This window comes from Streptomyces sp. NBC_00425, from assembly GCF_036030735.1.
In the GTDB taxonomy this organism is placed as follows: Bacteria; Actinomycetota; Actinomycetes; order Streptomycetales; family Streptomycetaceae; genus Streptomyces.
Map to the genome: position 1 here is coordinate 692,616 of NZ_CP107928.1, position 17,816 is coordinate 710,431.

Here is a 17,816-nt window from a genome sequence, read left to right on the forward strand (position 1 = left end):
GCCACTGCGGCGTACTCCAGGCTGCACACGGCCGGGCACAGCCCAGCGTCGTCCGGGCGGCCTCGGTCAGGTCACGGGTTTCAGGTGCGCACCACGAAATAGAGCCAGCCGCCCCATGTGCTCACGTTGCTGAGGTCCTTCGTGGATCGCTCGTACTCGGAGCGGACGCGGAACTTCTGGTTGAGTGCGTTGGTGAGGCTGAGTTGTGCCTTCGCGCTGCTCGTCGACGACAGGGGGTAGCAACCCGACGTGGTGAGCGTGTGCCAGGCGGCGCTGTAGTACTGCTGGACCTGGAAGCGCTCGCACTGGCCGGCTTTGTTGGGCGTGACGGTCGCGGTCACCGTGGGCTTCGCCGTCTTGTGGAAGACACGGTAGGTGCTGCCGCTGTACGTGGTGCTTGTGTAGTAGCCGCCGAGCGACGTCGCGATCTTCGCGTAGCCGTTGACGGCGCGGGTGGCCGTCGCGGGCGCGTAGCGGTAGTCCCCGGCGAAGGACACAGTGAAGGTCGTGTTGCGGGTGACCTTGTAGGTGGTCTTCAGGTTGCCGTAGGCGTCCACGGTTCCCGTCGTGACCAGGGTCTTCGTCCCGCCGTAGGGCGTGGCATAGATCGACACCGTGCGGCCGTTGTATGTGGTGCCCAGGTGCGCGGTGACGGTGGCCGTCGCGCCGTACGCGTATGAGGGCGCGCTGCTGGTGACGGTCAGGGCGGTCGCCGCGCGGGACACCTGGACGGTGGCGACGGCGGTGGCCGCCTGGTGGGAGGCGTCACCCGGGTAGGTGACGGTGTAGGTGTTGGCGCCGCCGATGTCGGGGGCGTCCTTCACCGTGATGGTGCCGTCGGCGGCCACCGGCGTGGTCCAGGTCACCGGGGTGCTGTGGGCGGCGTCCTTGCGGGAGACGGTGACCGTCCGCCCGACGGCGTACGGGCCGTCACCGAGTTTGCCGCCGAAGGACAGGGCCGCCCCTCGGACGGTGGTCGCGGGGGCGCTCATCGTCAGCGCCGGGGCATACGGGGCGACCACGAGGCTCATGCCGCTGTCGGACGGCTGGTGGGTGGCGTCCCCGGCGTATGTGAAGACGTACGTGAACGGGCCGGCGACGCCCGGGGCGTCGGTGACGGTGAACCGGAGGGTGGCCGGGTCCACAGGTACGGTTCCCAGCGGCACGGTCTGCTGGGTGCTCTCGTCACGCCGGTCCACCTGGACGGTGGTGCCCTGCGGGAAGGCGCCCAGGCCCAACTGGGCCATGAGGCGGCCGGCGAGGACGACAGAGTCGGGGTTCGCCGAGGTGATGTCGGTGCCCACGACATCGGTGGGCAGCTTCGTCACGTTCACGATCAGCGAGGCCGCCGCGGGCCGGTGGGTGGCGTCACCGGCGTACGCCACCTGGTAGGTGTATGTGCCCTCGTCCTGCCGGAGGTCGGTGAACGTGAACACGCCGTCCGCGCCGAGTGTGGTGTCCGGCAGGTCGGTGCCGTCGCGGGTGACCTTCAGCGCGGCGCCGGCCGGCAGGAGGCCGCGGGTACTCAGCGAGCCGCTGACCGTGTACCGCTCCGTCGGCACCGCGTACTGCGGGTGCCGCAGGGCGAGTTCGCTGTCCGTCAGCTTCGGGGCGCCCAGCACGTTCAGGCTGTAGGCACCCGAGGAGTTCCTGGTGACGGCGTAGAGGGTCGTGCCGCCGGCGCCCCACTTCAGGCCGTCCGGGGCCACCGTGCCGGACGGCATGGTGAGGTGGTTCTCGGCGAGGGTGTTCGTGCCGGCGTAGAGGTAGACGCCGGAGGTGCCGGCGACGGCGACCGTGCCGTCGGTGTCGACGACCACCGAGCCGGGCGCGGAACCGGAGCCGCCGGTGAAGTACGCGGCTGGGTCTGCGGCCGCGAGGTCCGTGCTGCGGTACGCCTGCAGGGCGAGCTGCTGCGGGGCGGCCAGCAGCACCCGCGTCCCGTCGCCGGTGACGGCGAGTCCCGTTGCCGTGCCGCCGTGGACCAGGGTGTCCGCCGTGACCGTCGCCGTGCCCGAAGCGACGCCGAAGGTCGCCACGTGGCTGAGGTTGCCCTGCGGTTCCTCGGCCGCGAGCACGTCGCCGCCCGTGGCGAGCAGGGGTGCGTTCGTCCAGTGCGACAGGGCAGGCTGCGGGATCGCTGCCGGCGCGGGCGCGAGGGGGTCGACCGAGCCGATGCCGCCTTTGCCGTCGGCCGTGTAGCCGTACCAGACGCGGCCGCCCGCCACCGCGACGGAGACTGGCGAGCTGCCCGCGCCGGTGGACCAACGTGCGGTCTCGGTGAGCGTGGCGGTGTCGATCGCGGCGATCGCGCCGCCGTCCGCCAGCGCCGCGTACAGAGTGCCGCCATCGGGCGACAGCGCCAGACCGGTGGCGCCCTGCTCCCCCGCAACGGTGGTGACAGGGGTGCCGGTCAGATCGGTCACCACGATGCCGGTCGAGCCGACGCCCTGGCTGACGAAGACGTGCCGGTGGGCGGGGTCGACCACCAGGTGCGCGTAACCGGACAGCGGCAGCGCGGTCGTATCGTCGGCGTACACCGCGGAGCCGGCCACTCCGACGGTGACGGTGGTCAGGCCGGCCACAAGCGAGGATGTCGCGGCCAGGGAGACCTGTCTGAGGCGCATGGGGCTCCTGTGAGAAAAATGAACAAGCAGTGGGACGATAACCCGCCGACCCGACACGCCTGGAAGCAGGGGCCCACTACGGGCGCGCAGTCCGCGGCCACTTCCGCCGGGACGCCGGTGCCGCGGTGGCTTCCGCCCGAGCGCCGACCCGCCGTCGGCGCCCCCTCCCCCGGCCGGGCTCACGAACGGCCGTCGGGGCAGGCGCGACTCCTTCGACAACCGTGAACCCACCCTCACCCGGCGCTGGTTCAAGCCGTGTCTCACCGGCGACTCCGGCACCGGCTGGACCAGGACGCTCACCGACATCGCACTCCGGCTGCCCAGCGGGCCATGAACCCCCACACCGTGTGCCAGGGCGGAATTCCGCAGGCGGGGCCCGCCATGTGCATCCGGTGTCCACGACGTTTCGAAACGCGTCGACGATCTCGCGACGGGAGTGTTCTCCGGCCGGCCGCCCCTTGTTGGTCTTGCAGGCCGGGGTGGGTAACGGCCTATCGAGCAGCGGCCGTTCGGCGTTGACGGTGTCCAAGGGGTAGCGAAGTCGGCGCATGGCGGGGTGCCTTGGAGCGAGTGCGGTGAGGCCGCCCGCAGGGCGGTGGTCCCGCCGCAGGTCATGAGCCGGCGACGAGATCGAGGGTGGACTCGACGGAGTCGAGCTGGGCGACGAGGTGCTTGCCCCACTGGTCGCCAGGGTGGGCGGCTGCGGGGCCCGTCGGTCCCTCGGTAAATGTGTCGCGTGCTGCTGAGGAAATCGGGATGCTCTCTCAGTGACCCTGCCTGCACTGCCTCAACCGCTTCGACCTCGTGCCCTGAGACCAGGAGATCTCGTCGTTGTCGCATCGCTGTCCGGGCCGCTCCACGCCGTCGACGAACCCGCCCTCGAGCAGGCAGTGGTCGTGCTGGAGCGGATGGGATTCCGTGTGCGTCGGGCACCGCTCCTTGAAGGACGGCGGCAGCGTTGGTGGAGCGCGGCTCGGCCGGCGGAGATCGCCGAAGAGCTCAACGCTCTTCTGCGAGATCCCGAGGTGCGCGCGATCATCGCGCACGACGGCGGCCAGACGGCGCTCGGATACCTCGATCTGATCGACTTCGAGGCCATCACTGCCGACCCCAAGCCGATCCTGGGCTTCAGCGACATCTCCCTGCTCCATCTGGTGCTCTACGCGCGCACGGGTCTGGTCGGCTTCCATACCGACCTGGCCACCCCCGGACTCGGCGGACACTGGCAGCGCGCGACTGCGGCACGCCGAACGGAACTCGAGAAGCTCTACTCGACGCTGCTGACCGGTACCGAGCCGATCGGGGCGCTGCCGGCCACCCCGACGTGGGAGTGCTGGCGCGCCGGTCGCACCGAAGGCCGGCTGATCGGCGGAGTGATCAACCGCATCGTGTTGAACCAGGCGACGCCCTACGCGCTGCCGCTCGAATGGTTCGACGGCGCGGTGCTGTTCTGGGAGGAGGCGGGAGGCCTGGCAGCGTATGTGTGGAGCTATCTGCAGGTACTGCGGCACGCCGGCATCCTCGACCGGATCTCCGGCATGGTCGTGGGCATCCCGGACGGAATCGACGGACTCGAATCGCCCGACGCGTCCCCGACCCTGCGCCAGATCGTCCTCGATGTCCTCGGCGACCGTGACATTCCGGTCCTGGGCAACGTCGAGTTCGGACACGCCGGCCCGAATCTGCCGATGCCCGTCGGGGTCCGTGTTGCTCTCGACGCGCAGCAGCGGACGTTGTCACTGCTCGAACCAGCGGTAGGCCCGCTCACGCTGACCGGGCAACCGGGCGCCTGAGCAAGGCGGACCAGCGTGCCGACGGCCTCGGCAGCTCATACAGGTCGCCAGGGGTGAACTCCGAAGACCTGTCCCTCCCCCTACTTCGAGGTGCCTACTGCGGTACCTGTTCGCCGGGGCCGGCGGAACTGCCTCAGTGCATAGACGAGTTGAGCTGCGAGCCGGGCCCGCCACATGCCGGCAGCCCGCCAGGGCGGAGCACGCCGTCAGGCCCTGCCAGGGACAGCAGCAGGTCGCGCCGCCGAACGGTCGGCAGAGCCATCCGGCGGGGGGTCGCGCCTGGTCACCCGGCGGCGGCCAGCCGTCGCCGCAGCTCCTCCTCCGAGACGTCTTCCACATGGGTCAAGAACACCCACATGTGACCCGAGGGATCCTTGAGGATGACAGTGCGGTCACCGTGAAACATATCGGTCGGCGGCTGGAGGATCTCGGCGCCGGCAGCCTGTGCGCGCTGCGCCAGGCTGTCGACGTCCGGCACGAAGACATGCAGCGTGACGGAGGTGCCACCGCCGAGCGAGGTCGGCGCGGCGAAGGAGCCGGCCTCCGCCTCGTCCACACTGGCGTCGCCCAGCATCAGCACGGAGCGTCCGATGCTGATCTCGGCGTGCAGAATTCCGCCGCCCGGAGCATCGACCCTGAAGGCCTCGCGAGCGCCGAACGCCCGCTGGTAGAAGTCGATCGCCGCGGCGGCGTCGTCGACCATGATGTGCGGGATCACGGCATAGCGGTAACGGTCGGGAATCTTGGTATGAGCTGTGCTCTCGGCCATCACGAACCTCCCTGAAAGGCACCGCTGGTCAGCTCCTGCGGCACTGGAACGAACCTAGAAGCTCAAGCTTGGTTGAGGTCAAGCGCGGGCGCGCAGGGCTGCCCCGCGTGGCCGTCCGGGCCGTGGCGGCGGCGTGGGTGGTCATGTGGCGACGGAGCCAACGGATGATCACCCCGGCCGTACCCGACGTCAGTTGCTGCGGGCCGACGGACGATACCGGGCGGAAGCAGGGTGTGCGTGACAGCTGCGTCAGCGCGTCGTCGAACCGCACCGCAGGGCGCGCGTGGTTCCTCGCGTCCAGGTGGAGCGCTTCGAGCACCTCGGCCGGCTTGGCCTGCGGCAGCACGAAGTCACCGGTCGCCTGGTCGAGCTGGATCAGCGTGACCGGTCTCGCCCTGCGGACCAGATGGTTGACCGTGGCCGCCTCAGGCGAAGTCTGCTGCGGTGATGCCGTCGGGATGTCCGGACGGCCACTCCACCAACTCGATCCGGTACCCGTCCGGGTCCGTGAGCCACGACGTCTTCGGGCCGCGAGGACCGCCCGGGTACTGGAGGGGGCCTGGCCTCAGGCCGGCTTCGGTCAGCGTCTCCAGGGTGGCGGCGAGCCTCTCCACCTGGATCGCGAGGTGGTCGAAACCACTGCCCACGTCGACCGGGCTTTCGCCGGGGCGGTGGACCAGTTCGAGGGAGGCCGCCGGTTCGTCGGGGAATTTGAGGATCACCAGGCGTGCCCCCTCGCCGCCCTCGACCCTGCCCAGTTCGGCGTAGCCCAAGGCGCTGTAGAAACCGAGCGAGCGGTCCAGGTCGGTGACGCGGTAGGAGACGAAGAGCGTCTTCACGCGGCCTCCTCGGGTCGATGCAGCCGGTAGCGAAGATGCGTGACGTCTCGGTCCTCGAGCCGTCGGACGAGGTCGAGTTCGATGTGATCGCCGCCCAGGTGATCGAACAGTCGTCGACCGGCGCCGAGGAGGACCGGGACCAGGTGGATCTCCAGCTCGTCCACCTGCCCGGCTCGCAGAAGTGCTTGGGCCGCCCCCGCCCCATGGACCATGACCGGCCGGTCCCCTGCGGCGGCGCGAGCCTGACGGGCACAGTCCTCGGCATCGGTGACGAAACGCGCGTGGCCCGGTGGCACATCCCCGTCATCCACGTGATGGGTGAGTACGAAGATCGGCACGCCGTCGTGGTGATCGCCCTTCCAGCGCCCGGCGAGTTCGAAGGTCCGACGGCCGGAGATCAGCGCGCCGGTCGCCAGCGCCTCGCGGTAGACCTGGCCGCTCGGCCCGTCGGACTCCCGGTCGTCGAGCCAGTTGAAGAGCCGTCCACCGTTGCGTCCGAGCTCCTGCCCCGGCCGATCGTCCGGACCGGCGATATAGCCGTCGAGCGACATCGACATGTACAGCCGAATCGGATTGTTCATCCTGACCTCCGTCTCTCCTCCATGACACCGGGATCCGGCGTTCCCTGATGCCCCGACGGGGCGGGCTTGCCACAAGAAAGACTTCACGCAACCCGCAGACTCATCGGCCCCGACACGCCGACCTGTTGCCGGGCTGAGGGGGGGGCAGACGTCATGCCCCGTGGATCAACTGCGATCGTTCAGGCCGTGCGGCTCTTCGGCCAGCCGGTCAGCGATTCCAGGCGGACCGTAGAGAGGGATCGGCGCTACGAGGTGCATGTCCGCGTACAGCGCGCCGTAGTACGCAGTGAGCAGGTCCGCGCAGTGATCGGCATGGAGATGCGAGATCCAGATCGCATCAAGCTCATCCAGCCTCACATGCCGCTGGAGCGGGCCGAGCGACCTCACGCCTTGACGCCGGCCTGGCTGACGTCCTGCCCCATCATGCCGGGTGCACTCTCCTGGGCAGGGTCCTTGGACACCGGGTGATCTGGACCGTTGGACGGAGCGGCGGCACGCAGCGCCGCCTCGACCCGGCGGTTGCTGGTCATGGTCGCCGTGACGGCGGTCATGGCGAGGAGGAGGCCGGCGGCGGTGCAGAGCGGGGTCCGTACGTCGTAGGCGGTGGCCAGCCAGCCGCCGAGGAAGGCACCGAACGGGGCTGCGCACATGGCGAGCATGCGGGAGGTGGAGGCGACCCGTCCCATCAGGCGGGCGGGGACGATCGCCTGTCGGAGGGAGGGACCGAGCACCATGGTGGCGCCCATGCCCGCTCCGCAGACGGCAAGCGCGAGGCCGGCGACGTACGGGTTCGGGGCGGCGGCAAGGCCCAGGATGGCGAGTCCCTCGACTGCGGCCGTGCAGGTCAGCGCGGTGCCGGTGCCGAGTCGTCGGCCGAGGAAGGAGGCGATGCCCGCGCCGAGCAGACCGCCCGTGGCCTCCGCCGTGAGGAGCAGGCCGAAGCCGAAGGCGTCGATGCCGAGACGGTCGTGCGCGAAGAGGGCGAGTACGGTATCCACGGCGAGGAAGGCGACGTTCCCGACCGCCGGACGCAGCGCGAGCCCGAGCAGCAACCGATCCTGGAACACGTACGAGGCGCCGGCCCGCGCCTGCCGCAGCAGTGACTCACGGGCCTGCGGTACGGGCCGGGGTGCGGCAGGGAGCGACCTTACGAGCAGTGCGGAGAACGCGAACGACACCGCGTCGGCGAGCAGCGGAAACGCCCGCCCGAGCACGAGCAGGGCACTGCCCGCGGGCGGCCCCGCGAAGCCGGAGGCGGCGGTCTGGGTGCCGCGCAGGCGGGAGTTGGCGCGCTCTAGGAATACGGGGTCGCGGCCGAGCAGATCCGGCAGATAGGCCGTGGCCGCCGTGTCGAAGAAGAGTCCGCCGAGGCCGAGCAGGAAGGCGACGGCCGCAAGCAGTGGGATGCTCAGCACATCGAGCGCGGCCGCTGCCGCCGGTATCGCGAGCAGCACCGCACGCACCGTGTCCGCGACCCACATCGTGCGCCGACGGTCCCAACGGTCCACCAGTGCACCGCCGAGCACCCCGAAGAGCAGCCACGGCAGTGTTCCGGCGGCCGTGACGACGGCGAGCGCCATCGGGTCCCGTGTCAACGTCAAGGCGAGCAGCGGCAGAGCGGCATGCGACACCCCGTCGCCGAGGGAGGACACCGTCTGCGCGGTCCACAGCCGTCCGAAGCCGGTCGGCAACTTCCTTACTTCTGAGGTCACTTGGCGTCTCCTTCGGCGTGCTCGCGCGGTGTCGGGTGGAACAGTGCGAAGACGAGCGACGCGTCCGGCAGCGACGGATCGGACAGTTCCCGGTACTCGTCCGCCAGTACCTCCAGCCGCACCGCCAACTCCGCGAACTGCTCCTCGGTGAGCCGCAGATGCGCCATCCGTACGTGCCGCTCGCCGTTCGCCGGCGCTGCCTCCAGGTCCGCCACCGCATGCCGCATCAGCACATCCGGCCCTCCCTCGCCCGGATCCGGCAGCACGATCGACCGCGCGGCCATGGCGTAGTACCGCTCAGTGACGCCCCGGACCTTCCGCGTCCGCACCACCTTCACCAGGCCGGCCCGTTCGAGCAGTCGCACGTGGTAGCTGGAACTCCCCTTCGCAAGGCCCACCCGCTGGGCGATCTGCGTGATCGTCGCGGGCTCGAAGCGGAGCACGCCCATGATCCGGTGACGCGTGAGATTGGAGACGGCACGTAGCTGCTCGTCCGTGGTGACGTGGAACGTCTCGGGCAGATCATCGGTAGGCATGCCCGCAATGGTCAACGTTTCTTGACCATTGCGCAAGGGGATTTCCTTGAGGCTTTCGCAGCCGGCCCGGCCAGACACGGGTCTCGACCGACAAAGCGTGCTCATTGCACGCCCTTCGCGAGCGACTCCTTGAGTGCCTCCGTGAGTGTGAGTGCGGCATCCGCGCGGTGATCCCCGTCCCAGTGAGCATCGGTCGACACGCTCAGGACATCGACAGGCGGTCCGCGCCGCAGCGGATCAGAACCCGGCCATGGACTTGTCCAACACCCCGGTCAGTCGACGCCTTCGACGATGCGGAAGTCGCGCTCGACGCCGTCTGAGAGGGCGACCAGTGCCTCCTGGTAGGCCGCACTCTCGCGCGCCGCGACGGCCTGCTCGAAGCTGTCGAACTCGATCAGGATGGTGCGCTCGGCGATTCCGGCGTCATACGCCACGACCCGACCGCCACGGGACAGGACCCGACCGCCCCCGGCCCTGACGGCCGGACCGGCCAGCTTGTCGTAAGCAGCCAACTTCTCAGGGTCTGAAATGGTGCGGTAGACGCTGACCCAGTAGCCCTTGGGCATGGAACCTCCAGTGTGGGGATGAGTGCATCTGACTTACGGGTTGGTCTCGGACGAGCGTCGGCGGGCGAGAGCGAGGCTTGTCAGCGTCGTGATCGCCATGGCGCCGATGCCGACCAGCGCCGCGGTGGTGTAGGCGCTGTCGTCGGGGAAGAGGTGGCCGGGGCCGGTGCCCGCGGTGAGGATCAGGCCGCCGATGGCGCTGCCCAGGGAGTACCCGACGCTGCGGACGACGTAGTTGAAGCTCATGGCGCTCGACGTCTCGCTCTTGGGGGTGACGGCCAGGATGACGCCGGGCATCGCGGCCGAGAAGCCGCCGACTCCGAAGCCGAGCACGCCCATCGCCACGAACAGTTCGGCCAGGTCCGACCGGGCCGCCGCGAACAGGGCGAATCCGCCCCCGACCACGACGGCGCTGCCGGCCAGGACCAGGGGGCCGGCGATCCGCGTCCGGACCCGCGGCGTGAGCTTGCCGGCGACGAACCCCAGCACCGAGAACGGGATGAGGACCAGCCCGGCGACGAAGGTCGTCAGGCCGAAGCCGTAACCGGCGCCGTGCGGCGTCTGCGCGTACCGGGTGATGAGCGTGAGCAGGAGGTACATGCCGATCCCGCCGACGAACATGGCGAGGTTCGCCCCGGCGACCGCCGGGTGCCGCACCGCCCGCACATCGACCAGGGGCGTCGTACTGCGCAGCTCGATGACGGCCCAGACGCAGAGCAGCACCACCGCGACGACGGCGAGGCCCGCCGCCAGGGCGAGGTGCCGGCTCCACAGATTCCGTTCGCCGGCGAGGAACAGCATCAGGAGCAGCGCAGCGGCCAGGACGACCGCGCCTGCCACGTCCACGTGGGCGGAGCGGCCTTCGGGAGCTTCGGGCATGGAGCGCCACGCGGTCAGGAGGGCGGCGCCGGTGACGACGAGGCCGAGGCCGTAGGCGGCCCGTACCCCGCCGAGCTCGGCGAGCAGTGCGGCCAGCGGGTAGCCGACGCCGGCCCCGATGATCGAGACCACCGAGATCAGGGCGATCACGGCCGCGCTGCGCTCCTCGGGGAGGTGGTCCCGGGCCACGCCCATCATCAGCGCCGTCAGCCCGAGCCCGACGCCCTGGGCCGCCCTGCCGGCCAGCAGCCACGCGAACGGCAGCGGCAGCACGGTGAGCGCGCTGCCGACGACGACGACCGCCAGCGTGGCGAGGATCGTGGCCCGCCGGTGCGGGCCGGCTCCGAGCCGGCCCAGCACCGGCGTGGCGACTGCGCCGCTGAGCAGCGCGACGGTCAGCGTCCACTGCGCGCTGCCGAGCGAGACGTGGAACGAGGTCGCCACGCTGGTGATGAGGGGCGTCCCGAGGCTGGCGACCGCCGCCACGACCAGAGCGATGAACATCAGGGCGGGGACCAGCAGCCGCGCCTCGGAACGCGCCGCCGGGAACGCCTTCACCGCGGCCCCGCCGACCGGCTGCTCCGTCACTGCTTCGGCCCTTCGCGGTCCTGACTTTCGATCTCCGCCAGATGCTTCAGCGCCGGAAGGGCCGCCACCAGCGCCTCGACCTCGTCGCCGGTGAGCTCGCCGATCAACCGCTCGAACGCGTGGACGCCCGCCTGGCGCCGCGTCCGGACATAGGAGGCGCCGGCCTCGGTCAGGCACACCAGCGTGACCCGCTTGTCGGACGCGTCTCCCCGCCGCTCGACCAGGCCGGACTCCTCCATCACCCGTACCAGGGAGGTCATCGCGGGCTGGGTGACGCCCTCGACCGCGGCCAGATCGGTGATGCGCCGCGGGCCGGTCCGGTCCAGGGTGGCCAGGGTGGCGGCGGACGTCAGGCTCATGTCCCGGGGCAGGCGTCTCGCGGCCCGAGTGGCCAGGCCGTAGAGGGCTGCCCCGATGGCGGCGGACGCGCCAGGAGCGGTGTCTTGACGACTCATGCCAGAAGCATAGCATTTTTATATTCACAGTTTATGTAAACGGACCTGGCTCGGGCGGCCTCGGCCGCCGGGAGCCGGTGACGTCGCGGCGCGTTGTGCCGCAGTGCGCATGGCTTGGTTCTCTGATGCCGGGTGCCTTGCCCGACGATGCGGGGCGAAGTCGCCGCAGCGGTAGCAAGCGCCGTAGTCGGTGAGGAACCGGTGAATGTGATGGATGCCGTGGGCGGCGAACCAGACCTTCGCCCGGGCGAGGAGACAACAGCCGTCGCACCCCCTTCCCATCACCCGACCCCGACGCTCAGGACGCATTCGCGTGGGGCACTCGACGTCCTCTCGACGTCAGACGACGGCAGGCGCGACACCTGTCGTGCGCGCCTGCCGCATCGCGGCCTTTCAGTCCAGCGGTGCGACGCGGATACGGTTCCCGTCGGGATCGGCTGCGAGGAAGGTCGGCCCGAACCCCGCATCATGGGGCTCGCGCAGGATCGTGACACCTTTGGACTGCCACTGCTCAAAGGTCGCGTTGAGCTCGTCGGGTCCACCGTCGACGGCCAGGCACACCTCACCGGTGCGCGGGACGTCCGGTGACAGATCCTCGAACTGGCCAGACCACAGACCGAGGTCAGCGCCTGGACCGAGGTCGAAGGTGATGTATCCCGGAGTCTCGAACGAGGGGCTCATGCCGAGGAGGTCGCCGTAGAAACGAGCTGCGGCGGGAGCGTCGTTCACGTAGACGATGGACACGACGGATGTGGTGGGCATGGTTGTTCCTTCTGGCAGGTGGTGGGTACGCATCCACCAGCCTGACCGGGATATGCGCCGTATCCTGTCGCAATTCCCGGGAAAATCGGTGTGTGACCCCGGACCGCTTCTTCGCCCTGATGCTGCTCCTCGCATCGAGGGATGCCGTGACCACACAGGAACTCGCCTCAGCGCTCGGGGTGTCCCTTCGAACCATCACCCGGGATCTGAACTGGCTCCGCGACGCCGGTCTGCCGGTGACCGCACACCGGGGGCGCCTCGGAGGCGTGACCATGCTTCCCGGATCCGGACTCGACCTCACGCGACTCACACCGGGCGAGCGTGATCATCTGTCGCTCACCGGGCTGGATGAGAAGCAACGTGCGGAACTGAACGCATCGGCCGAAAGCCGGCGCGCGCTCTCCAAGATCGCCGCTGCACAGTCACGTCGAGTTCATGAGCTCCTGCCGCTCACCGACGTAGTGCACGTGGACAGCCGTCCCTGGCATCAGGCACGAGCTTTCGGCACGACTCCGGCTTCGCTGATCGGCGCGGTGCGGCGAGGTCGCCGGCTACGGATCGAGTACGACAGCCCACGCGAGTCATGGTCACGCGACCTCCTCGTGGATCCCTACGGGCTGTTCGCCAAGGCCGGCATCTGGTACCTCGTCGCCGACTGTGCCCGAGTGCCACGGATGTACCGACTCGAACGGATCACGACGTGGCAAGAAGTCGACCGGCCTCGACGGATCCGCGAGAGCCAGACCCTGGCCACCGTCGCTGCAGCGCTCATTGCTCAGTGGGAACACAACCACGCGATAGAAGTCAGCGCCACCATCGACCAGACCCAGATCGAGCGAGCGCAACGGATCTTCGGCCTACGACTCGTCCGGGACGACCATGAAGAATCCGCCACCGGCCACAAGGTGACAATCCGCTTCCTGCATCTGGAGGACGTGCGAGCACTGCTGCCGTTCGGGAGCGCCATCACTGTGCACGGCCCCACCGAGGCCAGGGCTCACCTCCGCGACCTCGCCACCAACCTTGCCCACCACTATGCGCGGTCACCAACGTCCTGACCCGCAACAACTGTAGGCGGACCGGATGTGAACCCTCAGCCTGCCGTCGTGCGGATGCCACTGCAGGTCCTTGACGCCTTTACCACCGGCACGGCTTCCGCCGGTTCGGACAGCGGGGAAGCTATCGCGGGCGTCCTGGAGCGGTTGGAGGAAACCCCCGCCGAGCAGGAGGCGGAGTTGCGGCGGAAACGGACCGCCGTGCAGCGGATGCGCGCCGAAGGCAGCCGGATGGGCCTGCTCTCCGACATCGTCACCGAACGCCTCAAGAGCCTGCCCGAGGGCTCCCTCCGTCAGGCCGACCTGGACAGTCTGCTGGTCACTGAGCGCATCTTCGGCCCGCTCGGCGCGGCCGTCCACGCCACCCGCTTCTCGTCCTGGCCACGCATCCCAGCCTGCGGGAGGATTCCGACCGCATCGATGACGCCGAGCAGGCACTCGATGACAGTGTCGCCGTCCACGGGTCACCCTTGACCGGCCGGTGGCCGCATCACCGATGTCACCGCCGGCCTCGGCGTCGTCGGACGTGTTGTCAGTGGTCTGCGGCATGATGCGAGACACGCGACGACCTGCCCGACGGGGGCTCCGAGGCCGTCCTCGACGAGGGGAGCACTGTGCGTAGGTCGGTCGCAGGCGAGGTGCGTGTTCACGACCGTCAGATCTACGTCGAGAGCGATCCGGACAGCGCCAGGCCGGACCTCTCGACGGCGTTCGCAGGCCAGAACGGGGGGTTGTGCGGGGCTGCGGTCCCGGGTGTGATCCTCCTGCCCACCGCGCTGTACTCGGGCGACGTCGGATTCGTCGTGGAAGTCCACGACGACGCCCCTGTGCTGGACCCGGCCTGGGAGGACGTGATGGAGGTGTCCTTCCGTCCCGAGTCGGAACGCACAAGGTTGATCCAGTGGGACGGCGAGGCGGCGTGGGACCTGGATCTCACCCGGACCGACTATCGGGTCCGGTACTGCGCCCGGGGGATGGACGAGGGAGTGAAACTCCCCACCAGAGTGACCGGGGAGCCGCAGGCAGACAGCTACCTCCTGCAGTTCTGGCCCGCCCCACCCGGCCCCGACCGCGTGATCCGCCACACCTCGCGGACGGCCGGGCAGTTGCACGACTACGCACGTGCGACGGCGCGTACGCCCGAACAGCTTGCCGAGGCCGAACGCCTGACTCGCCAGCTGTTCGAACGGGCCGCCGAGGAGCGAGCCGAGCGGGCGGCCGAAGAGCGCCGGCTGCATTACGACGAGTGGGAGTGGGGCGGACGGCTGCCGAGCGAGAGGCTGCGAGGTGCCCGCGAGAGCAACGTCCTCGGTCTGCTCCGCTTCGACAGCGACCTGGTGCACGCCCTCGATGTCGTGGGTCCCGAGGTGCAGGGTGCAGTGGCACTGGTGGCAGCGCGGCGGGCCTGCGAGGCTGCGGGCCTGACCGATGTGCCATGGGTCGCCAAGGCGCTCTCCGCGTTGGCAGAAGGACGCCCCCTGCCGCCGCCGTTCGACGACCCGGCCCTCATGCGGGAGACCCTGCGCTCCGATCCTCGCGTACCGGACAGGTCGGTAGGCGAAGCGATACCTCCGGAGCGACCGCCGTACGTCCCGCCACCGACCGCGAACGCGGGGCACACGGTCGTCGTGGTGGCACACCCTGCCGTCACGCCGCGTACCCCCGGGACAGATCTCACAACCTCATTTCGCTCTTCCCGCCGTGCTCGCCGCAGCCGGGTCCGCCCCGCTCACTGCAGCACTGGACGCGGTGTGGCATGCATTGCAAACGTACGGCGAGCACTATCCCGAACTGCTGGACGAGATCCGGTCGGTGTGCGCCGAGCGGGCAGGGAGCATCGCCGCCGCGCTCCGCATTCGTACCACCCCGCCGCGGCCGGTCGACATCACCGCGGTCGTCCCGCAACTGGCCCCGCTGGCACGCACGGCGACCCGACTGCATCCCCGACCGGGGTCGCCCACGCCGTACGACAGCTCCGTCGGCGGGCCGCTGCTGTGGCCCGCCGACGAGCCGTGGCCGCACTGCGGGAAACCGCACGAGTGGGACCAGGTGAACGAGATCCTCTCACCGGGGGACGTACGGCAGCTGCGACGCATCCGGGCAGCGGCGGCGAACGGGCCGGGCGGCGATCCCTCGGTGGCCAAGGGCACGCACAAGGAGCCGGCGCTCGAAGAACGGCTCGAGGCCGACCGCACATGGCCCGAGGGCCCGATCGCCCTGCTGCCCGTAGCCCAGTTGTACGTACGCGACGTACCCCTGCTGCGCCCGCCCGGGAAGGCCGAGGCGGATCTGCTCCAAGTGCTGTGGTGCCCGTTCGACCACCCCGCGCAGCCCGAGACCGCGTTGTTCTGGCGGTCCGCCGCGGCGGTCACCGACATTCTCGAGGCACCCCCCGAGCCGCCCGCTGTCCAGTTCCCCGGCTACCTGCCGGAGCCGTGCCTGCTCGCGCCGGAGCAGATCACCGAATACCCCGACTTCCTGGAACTGAGCAAGGAGCTCCAGCAGCAGCTGGAGGACTGGCGCAACTGGCAGACAGCCGGCACCGCCTTGGACAGCTCCGACGTGCCCTGCTCGAAGGATTTCCACAGTGAGCTCTATGCGGCCAGGCTGTCCGTCGCCCCCGGCTGGAAGGTCGGTGGATGGACGCGCTGGGGTCTCACCGATCCCGAGCCCCGACTCTGCCCCTCCTGCGGCGCCGAGATGGATCCGCTGCTGACCATTGCCTCGGCCGAATGGAACTCCCACGATCCCGAATGGATTCCCCACGAGGACCAAGCCCGCTCCACGTCGTCCACGACCGATCCCGCACCGTGGAACCCGACCAGGCTCGATCTCGCCCGAGGCTACGGTCTGCAGCTGCACGTCTGCCCGGCATCCCCGGACCACCCGCACATCGAGCTGATCCAATGAGCCGTTCCCGGATCGTGAGGGGCCGCCGCACACCACCGTGCGAGCGCGGCGGTGTGCGGCGAGGCCGGCGGCCCCGCCCTGGACGCACTCATCCCGTGACCGACCGGGTCGGCTCTGGCAGGTGCAGCCCGTGACTGCACCGAGCGGGAGAGCAGGCAGGCGTACTCATACCGAGCTGAGTACGCTCCCTCATGCCGGGCCGACCTTCGCGAGGCGAGTATCGGTGCGACGGCGCGGACCACGAGCGTCGGCCCGATCCAGTTGAGACAGTTGCGGAGAATCTCATGTCCCGACGTATGGCCTTTTCCGTCGCCGCCGGCGCCGTCGTCCTCGTGGGCGCCGGTGCGTACGCTCTCGCTTACGCCGGCGAGCAGCCTCCGGCGCTGACGCACAGCACCGCCCGCTACACCGCCCCCGACGGCAACCACGACGGCGCGCTCACCTTCACCACCTCCGTCACGGCGTCCTCCGGCGTGACGGACGTGAAGGTGCTGGCATGGCCGCAGAACTCGTCCTTCGCGAAGGACAAGCTGACAGCCAAAGACATGACCGACGCTGACTCGGCCGTCTGCAAGCCCTTCAAGAAGCACACCGTGAACTGCACTTACACCGTCAAGGCCACCGCTTCCGACGCCGAGTCGTCCCCGCGCGGCGTCTGGCACATCGCCGTTCTCGCCACCGCGCGGAACGGCACCACCACCCTGAACACCGAGGCAGCCGACTTCATCGTCAAATGACCCGAACACAGCCGTGGAGAGGTCAGAGGGCGGCCACCACCACGTTGAACCAGGGGGTGCTGAGCGATCGCAACGGCGAGTCGAGCTTCTGCGTGTTCAGCCGGTAGGTCCCGGCCGGGAGAACGCCACCGCCGGGCAGAGGGGCCAGCGGCAGGTACCGGCCGTTGAAGACACCGCTGCGGTCGTACGTCCACAGACCCGCGCTCGTATGCATGATGGTGTAAGGGCCGCGGGCGAGCGAGGGGTTGACCGCGGACTTCTGCGTACGGTTGAGGACGAAGGACGCGCCCGCGTACGACGGGACGCGGGCCGACCTGGTGAGGGTGAAGCTGAAATAGCGGTTGGCATAGCCCGCGCCGGAGGTCAGGGGCGGGCAGTTCACGGCCACCACGGTCCGGCCCGTCACATTGCCCAGGGCGAGGGGGTTGCTGTACGTGCCGGCGCCCGCGAGGCGACGGCAGTCGTACTGATAGGTGGCCGCGGCGGCGGACGGAGCGAGCGCCAGTGTCATGGCGGCGGCCGCCGTGGTGGCCGTGACGACTGCGGCGACCTTGCGCAGCGGGCGGGGAAAGACGGTGCCGTGACGCTTCATCGAGTGGTTTCAACCCCCTTCGTGAGGCCCGGAGTTCGGGCCGTTCGGAAACCTAGCCCAGTCGGGGTGCGGCGGGTGGCGGCTGATCGGTAAGGGGGAGAAAGAGATCACGGATGGCGCCGGGCGGACAGCCCCTGGGCGACGGCTGCCCCGCCCGACACGGGGAAATGGCAGGCCTGAACAGAGCTCGCCGCAGGACGGCCCGCTCGAGGCCGGCGGCGTACGCCAGGGCGCGTCGATGTCACCGAGCTCCCGGTGGACCCCCCCCCGATGGCCGGAGTATGTCTCTTTTCAGCCATGCCCCTACAACGCCCCCGCACGGAAAGGTACTTCCGCACAGCGGCACGCGTCTGACATCTTGCATCCACCACTCGTTTCGTACGGCCCGGCCGGTGCCCTCAGCACGGCCGGGCCG

At 69.8% G+C, this 17,816-nt stretch carries 15 protein-coding genes and 3 pseudogenes; 5 read left to right on the forward strand and 13 right to left on the reverse strand.

The window, feature by feature from the left end; all coding sequences use genetic code 11:
* Nucleotides 1–80: 80 nt before the first annotated feature.
* Both OHS82_RS03135 and OHS82_RS03140 read right to left on the reverse strand, forming a co-directional pair.
* Nucleotides 81–2,627, reverse strand: a complete 2,547-nt coding sequence (locus OHS82_RS03135; protein ID WP_328433210.1) for a hypothetical protein — start codon at nt 2,625–2,627, stop codon at nt 81–83.
* Between the two features lie 314 nt (nt 2,628–2,941).
* Nucleotides 2,942–3,177: pseudogene (locus OHS82_RS03140) on the reverse strand (transposase); the annotation flags it as partial.
* Between the two features lie 217 nt (nt 3,178–3,394).
* Here OHS82_RS03140 and OHS82_RS03145 point away from each other — a divergent pair.
* On the forward strand, nt 3,395–4,420 hold the full coding sequence (locus OHS82_RS03145; RefSeq protein WP_057574930.1) for a S66 peptidase family protein: 1,026 nt from the start codon (nt 3,395–3,397) through the stop codon (nt 4,418–4,420).
* 283 nt (nt 4,421–4,703) lie between these two features.
* Here OHS82_RS03145 and OHS82_RS03150 read toward each other — a convergent pair whose 3' ends face one another.
* The 10 genes and pseudogenes from OHS82_RS03150 to OHS82_RS03195 form a co-directional block, all read right to left on the reverse strand.
* Nucleotides 4,704–5,189: a VOC family protein gene (locus OHS82_RS03150; protein WP_057574929.1), complete on the reverse strand. Its 486-nt coding sequence runs from the start codon at nt 5,187–5,189 to the stop codon at nt 4,704–4,706.
* 425 nt (nt 5,190–5,614) lie between these two features.
* Complete coding sequence (locus tag OHS82_RS03155) at nt 5,615–6,028, reverse strand: VOC family protein (RefSeq protein WP_057574927.1); 414 nt, start codon at nt 6,026–6,028, stop codon at nt 5,615–5,617.
* Nucleotides 6,025–6,609, reverse strand: coding sequence for a dihydrofolate reductase family protein (locus OHS82_RS03160; protein WP_328433211.1), 585 nt, complete (start codon nt 6,607–6,609; stop codon nt 6,025–6,027). The genes OHS82_RS03155 and OHS82_RS03160 overlap by 4 nt, the downstream gene beginning before the upstream one ends.
* Nucleotides 6,610–6,807: 198 nt before the next feature.
* Nucleotides 6,808–6,996 (reverse strand): annotated as a pseudogene (locus OHS82_RS03165) (MBL fold metallo-hydrolase); the annotation flags it as partial.
* Nucleotides 6,993–8,321: an MFS transporter gene (locus OHS82_RS03170; RefSeq protein WP_328433212.1), complete on the reverse strand. Its 1,329-nt coding sequence runs from the start codon at nt 8,319–8,321 to the stop codon at nt 6,993–6,995. The gene OHS82_RS03170 and the pseudogene OHS82_RS03165, both read right to left, overlap by 4 nt.
* Nucleotides 8,318–8,857: an ArsR/SmtB family transcription factor gene (locus tag OHS82_RS03175; RefSeq protein ID WP_057574923.1), complete on the reverse strand. Its 540-nt coding sequence runs from the start codon at nt 8,855–8,857 to the stop codon at nt 8,318–8,320. Before OHS82_RS03175 ends, OHS82_RS03170 begins: the two co-directional genes overlap by 4 nt.
* Nucleotides 8,858–9,129: 272 nt before the next feature.
* Nucleotides 9,130–9,423, reverse strand: a complete 294-nt coding sequence (locus OHS82_RS03180) for a DUF1330 domain-containing protein (protein WP_328433213.1) — start codon at nt 9,421–9,423, stop codon at nt 9,130–9,132.
* 33 nt (nt 9,424–9,456) lie between these two features.
* Entirely contained in the window at nt 9,457–10,890 is a 1,434-nt protein-coding gene (locus OHS82_RS03185; protein WP_328433214.1) for an MFS transporter, read from the reverse strand.
* Nucleotides 10,887–11,249: a MarR family winged helix-turn-helix transcriptional regulator gene (locus OHS82_RS03190; RefSeq protein ID WP_057574921.1), complete on the reverse strand. Its 363-nt coding sequence runs from the start codon at nt 11,247–11,249 to the stop codon at nt 10,887–10,889. The genes OHS82_RS03185 and OHS82_RS03190 overlap by 4 nt, the downstream gene beginning before the upstream one ends.
* Nucleotides 11,250–11,738: 489 nt before the next feature.
* Nucleotides 11,739–12,107 carry a VOC family protein gene (locus OHS82_RS03195; RefSeq protein ID WP_057574920.1) on the reverse strand — a complete coding sequence of 123 codons (369 nt, stop codon included), beginning with the start codon at nt 12,105–12,107 and terminating at the stop codon, nt 11,739–11,741.
* 92 nt (nt 12,108–12,199) lie between these two features.
* Between OHS82_RS03195 and OHS82_RS03200 the strand changes: the two genes are divergently transcribed.
* The 4 genes and pseudogenes from OHS82_RS03200 (at nt 12,200) to OHS82_RS03215 (ending at nt 16,809) form a co-directional block, all read left to right on the forward strand.
* Nucleotides 12,200–13,165 (forward strand): helix-turn-helix transcriptional regulator, encoded by a 966-nt coding sequence (locus OHS82_RS03200; protein WP_328433215.1) that lies wholly within the window; start codon nt 12,200–12,202, stop codon nt 13,163–13,165.
* A gap of 66 nt (nt 13,166–13,231) precedes the next feature.
* Nucleotides 13,232–13,620 (forward strand): annotated as a pseudogene (locus tag OHS82_RS03205) (MerR family transcriptional regulator); the annotation flags it as partial.
* 1,396 nt (nt 13,621–15,016) lie between these two features.
* Nucleotides 15,017–16,072: a hypothetical protein gene (locus OHS82_RS03210; protein WP_057575215.1), complete on the forward strand. Its 1,056-nt coding sequence runs from the start codon at nt 15,017–15,019 to the stop codon at nt 16,070–16,072.
* Nucleotides 16,073–16,356: 284 nt separating this feature from the next.
* The gene (locus tag OHS82_RS03215; RefSeq protein WP_057574918.1) at nt 16,357–16,809 is read left to right on the forward strand and encodes a DUF5707 domain-containing protein; all 453 of its coding nucleotides are present in this window, start codon (nt 16,357–16,359) and stop codon (nt 16,807–16,809) included.
* A 22-nt stretch (nt 16,810–16,831) separates the two neighbouring features.
* Here the strand turns inward: OHS82_RS03215 and OHS82_RS03220 are convergent, their stop codons facing one another.
* On the reverse strand, nt 16,832–17,401 hold the full coding sequence (locus OHS82_RS03220) for a hypothetical protein (RefSeq protein ID WP_057574917.1): 570 nt from the start codon (nt 17,399–17,401) through the stop codon (nt 16,832–16,834).
* Nucleotides 17,402–17,816: the final 415 nt, after the last annotated feature.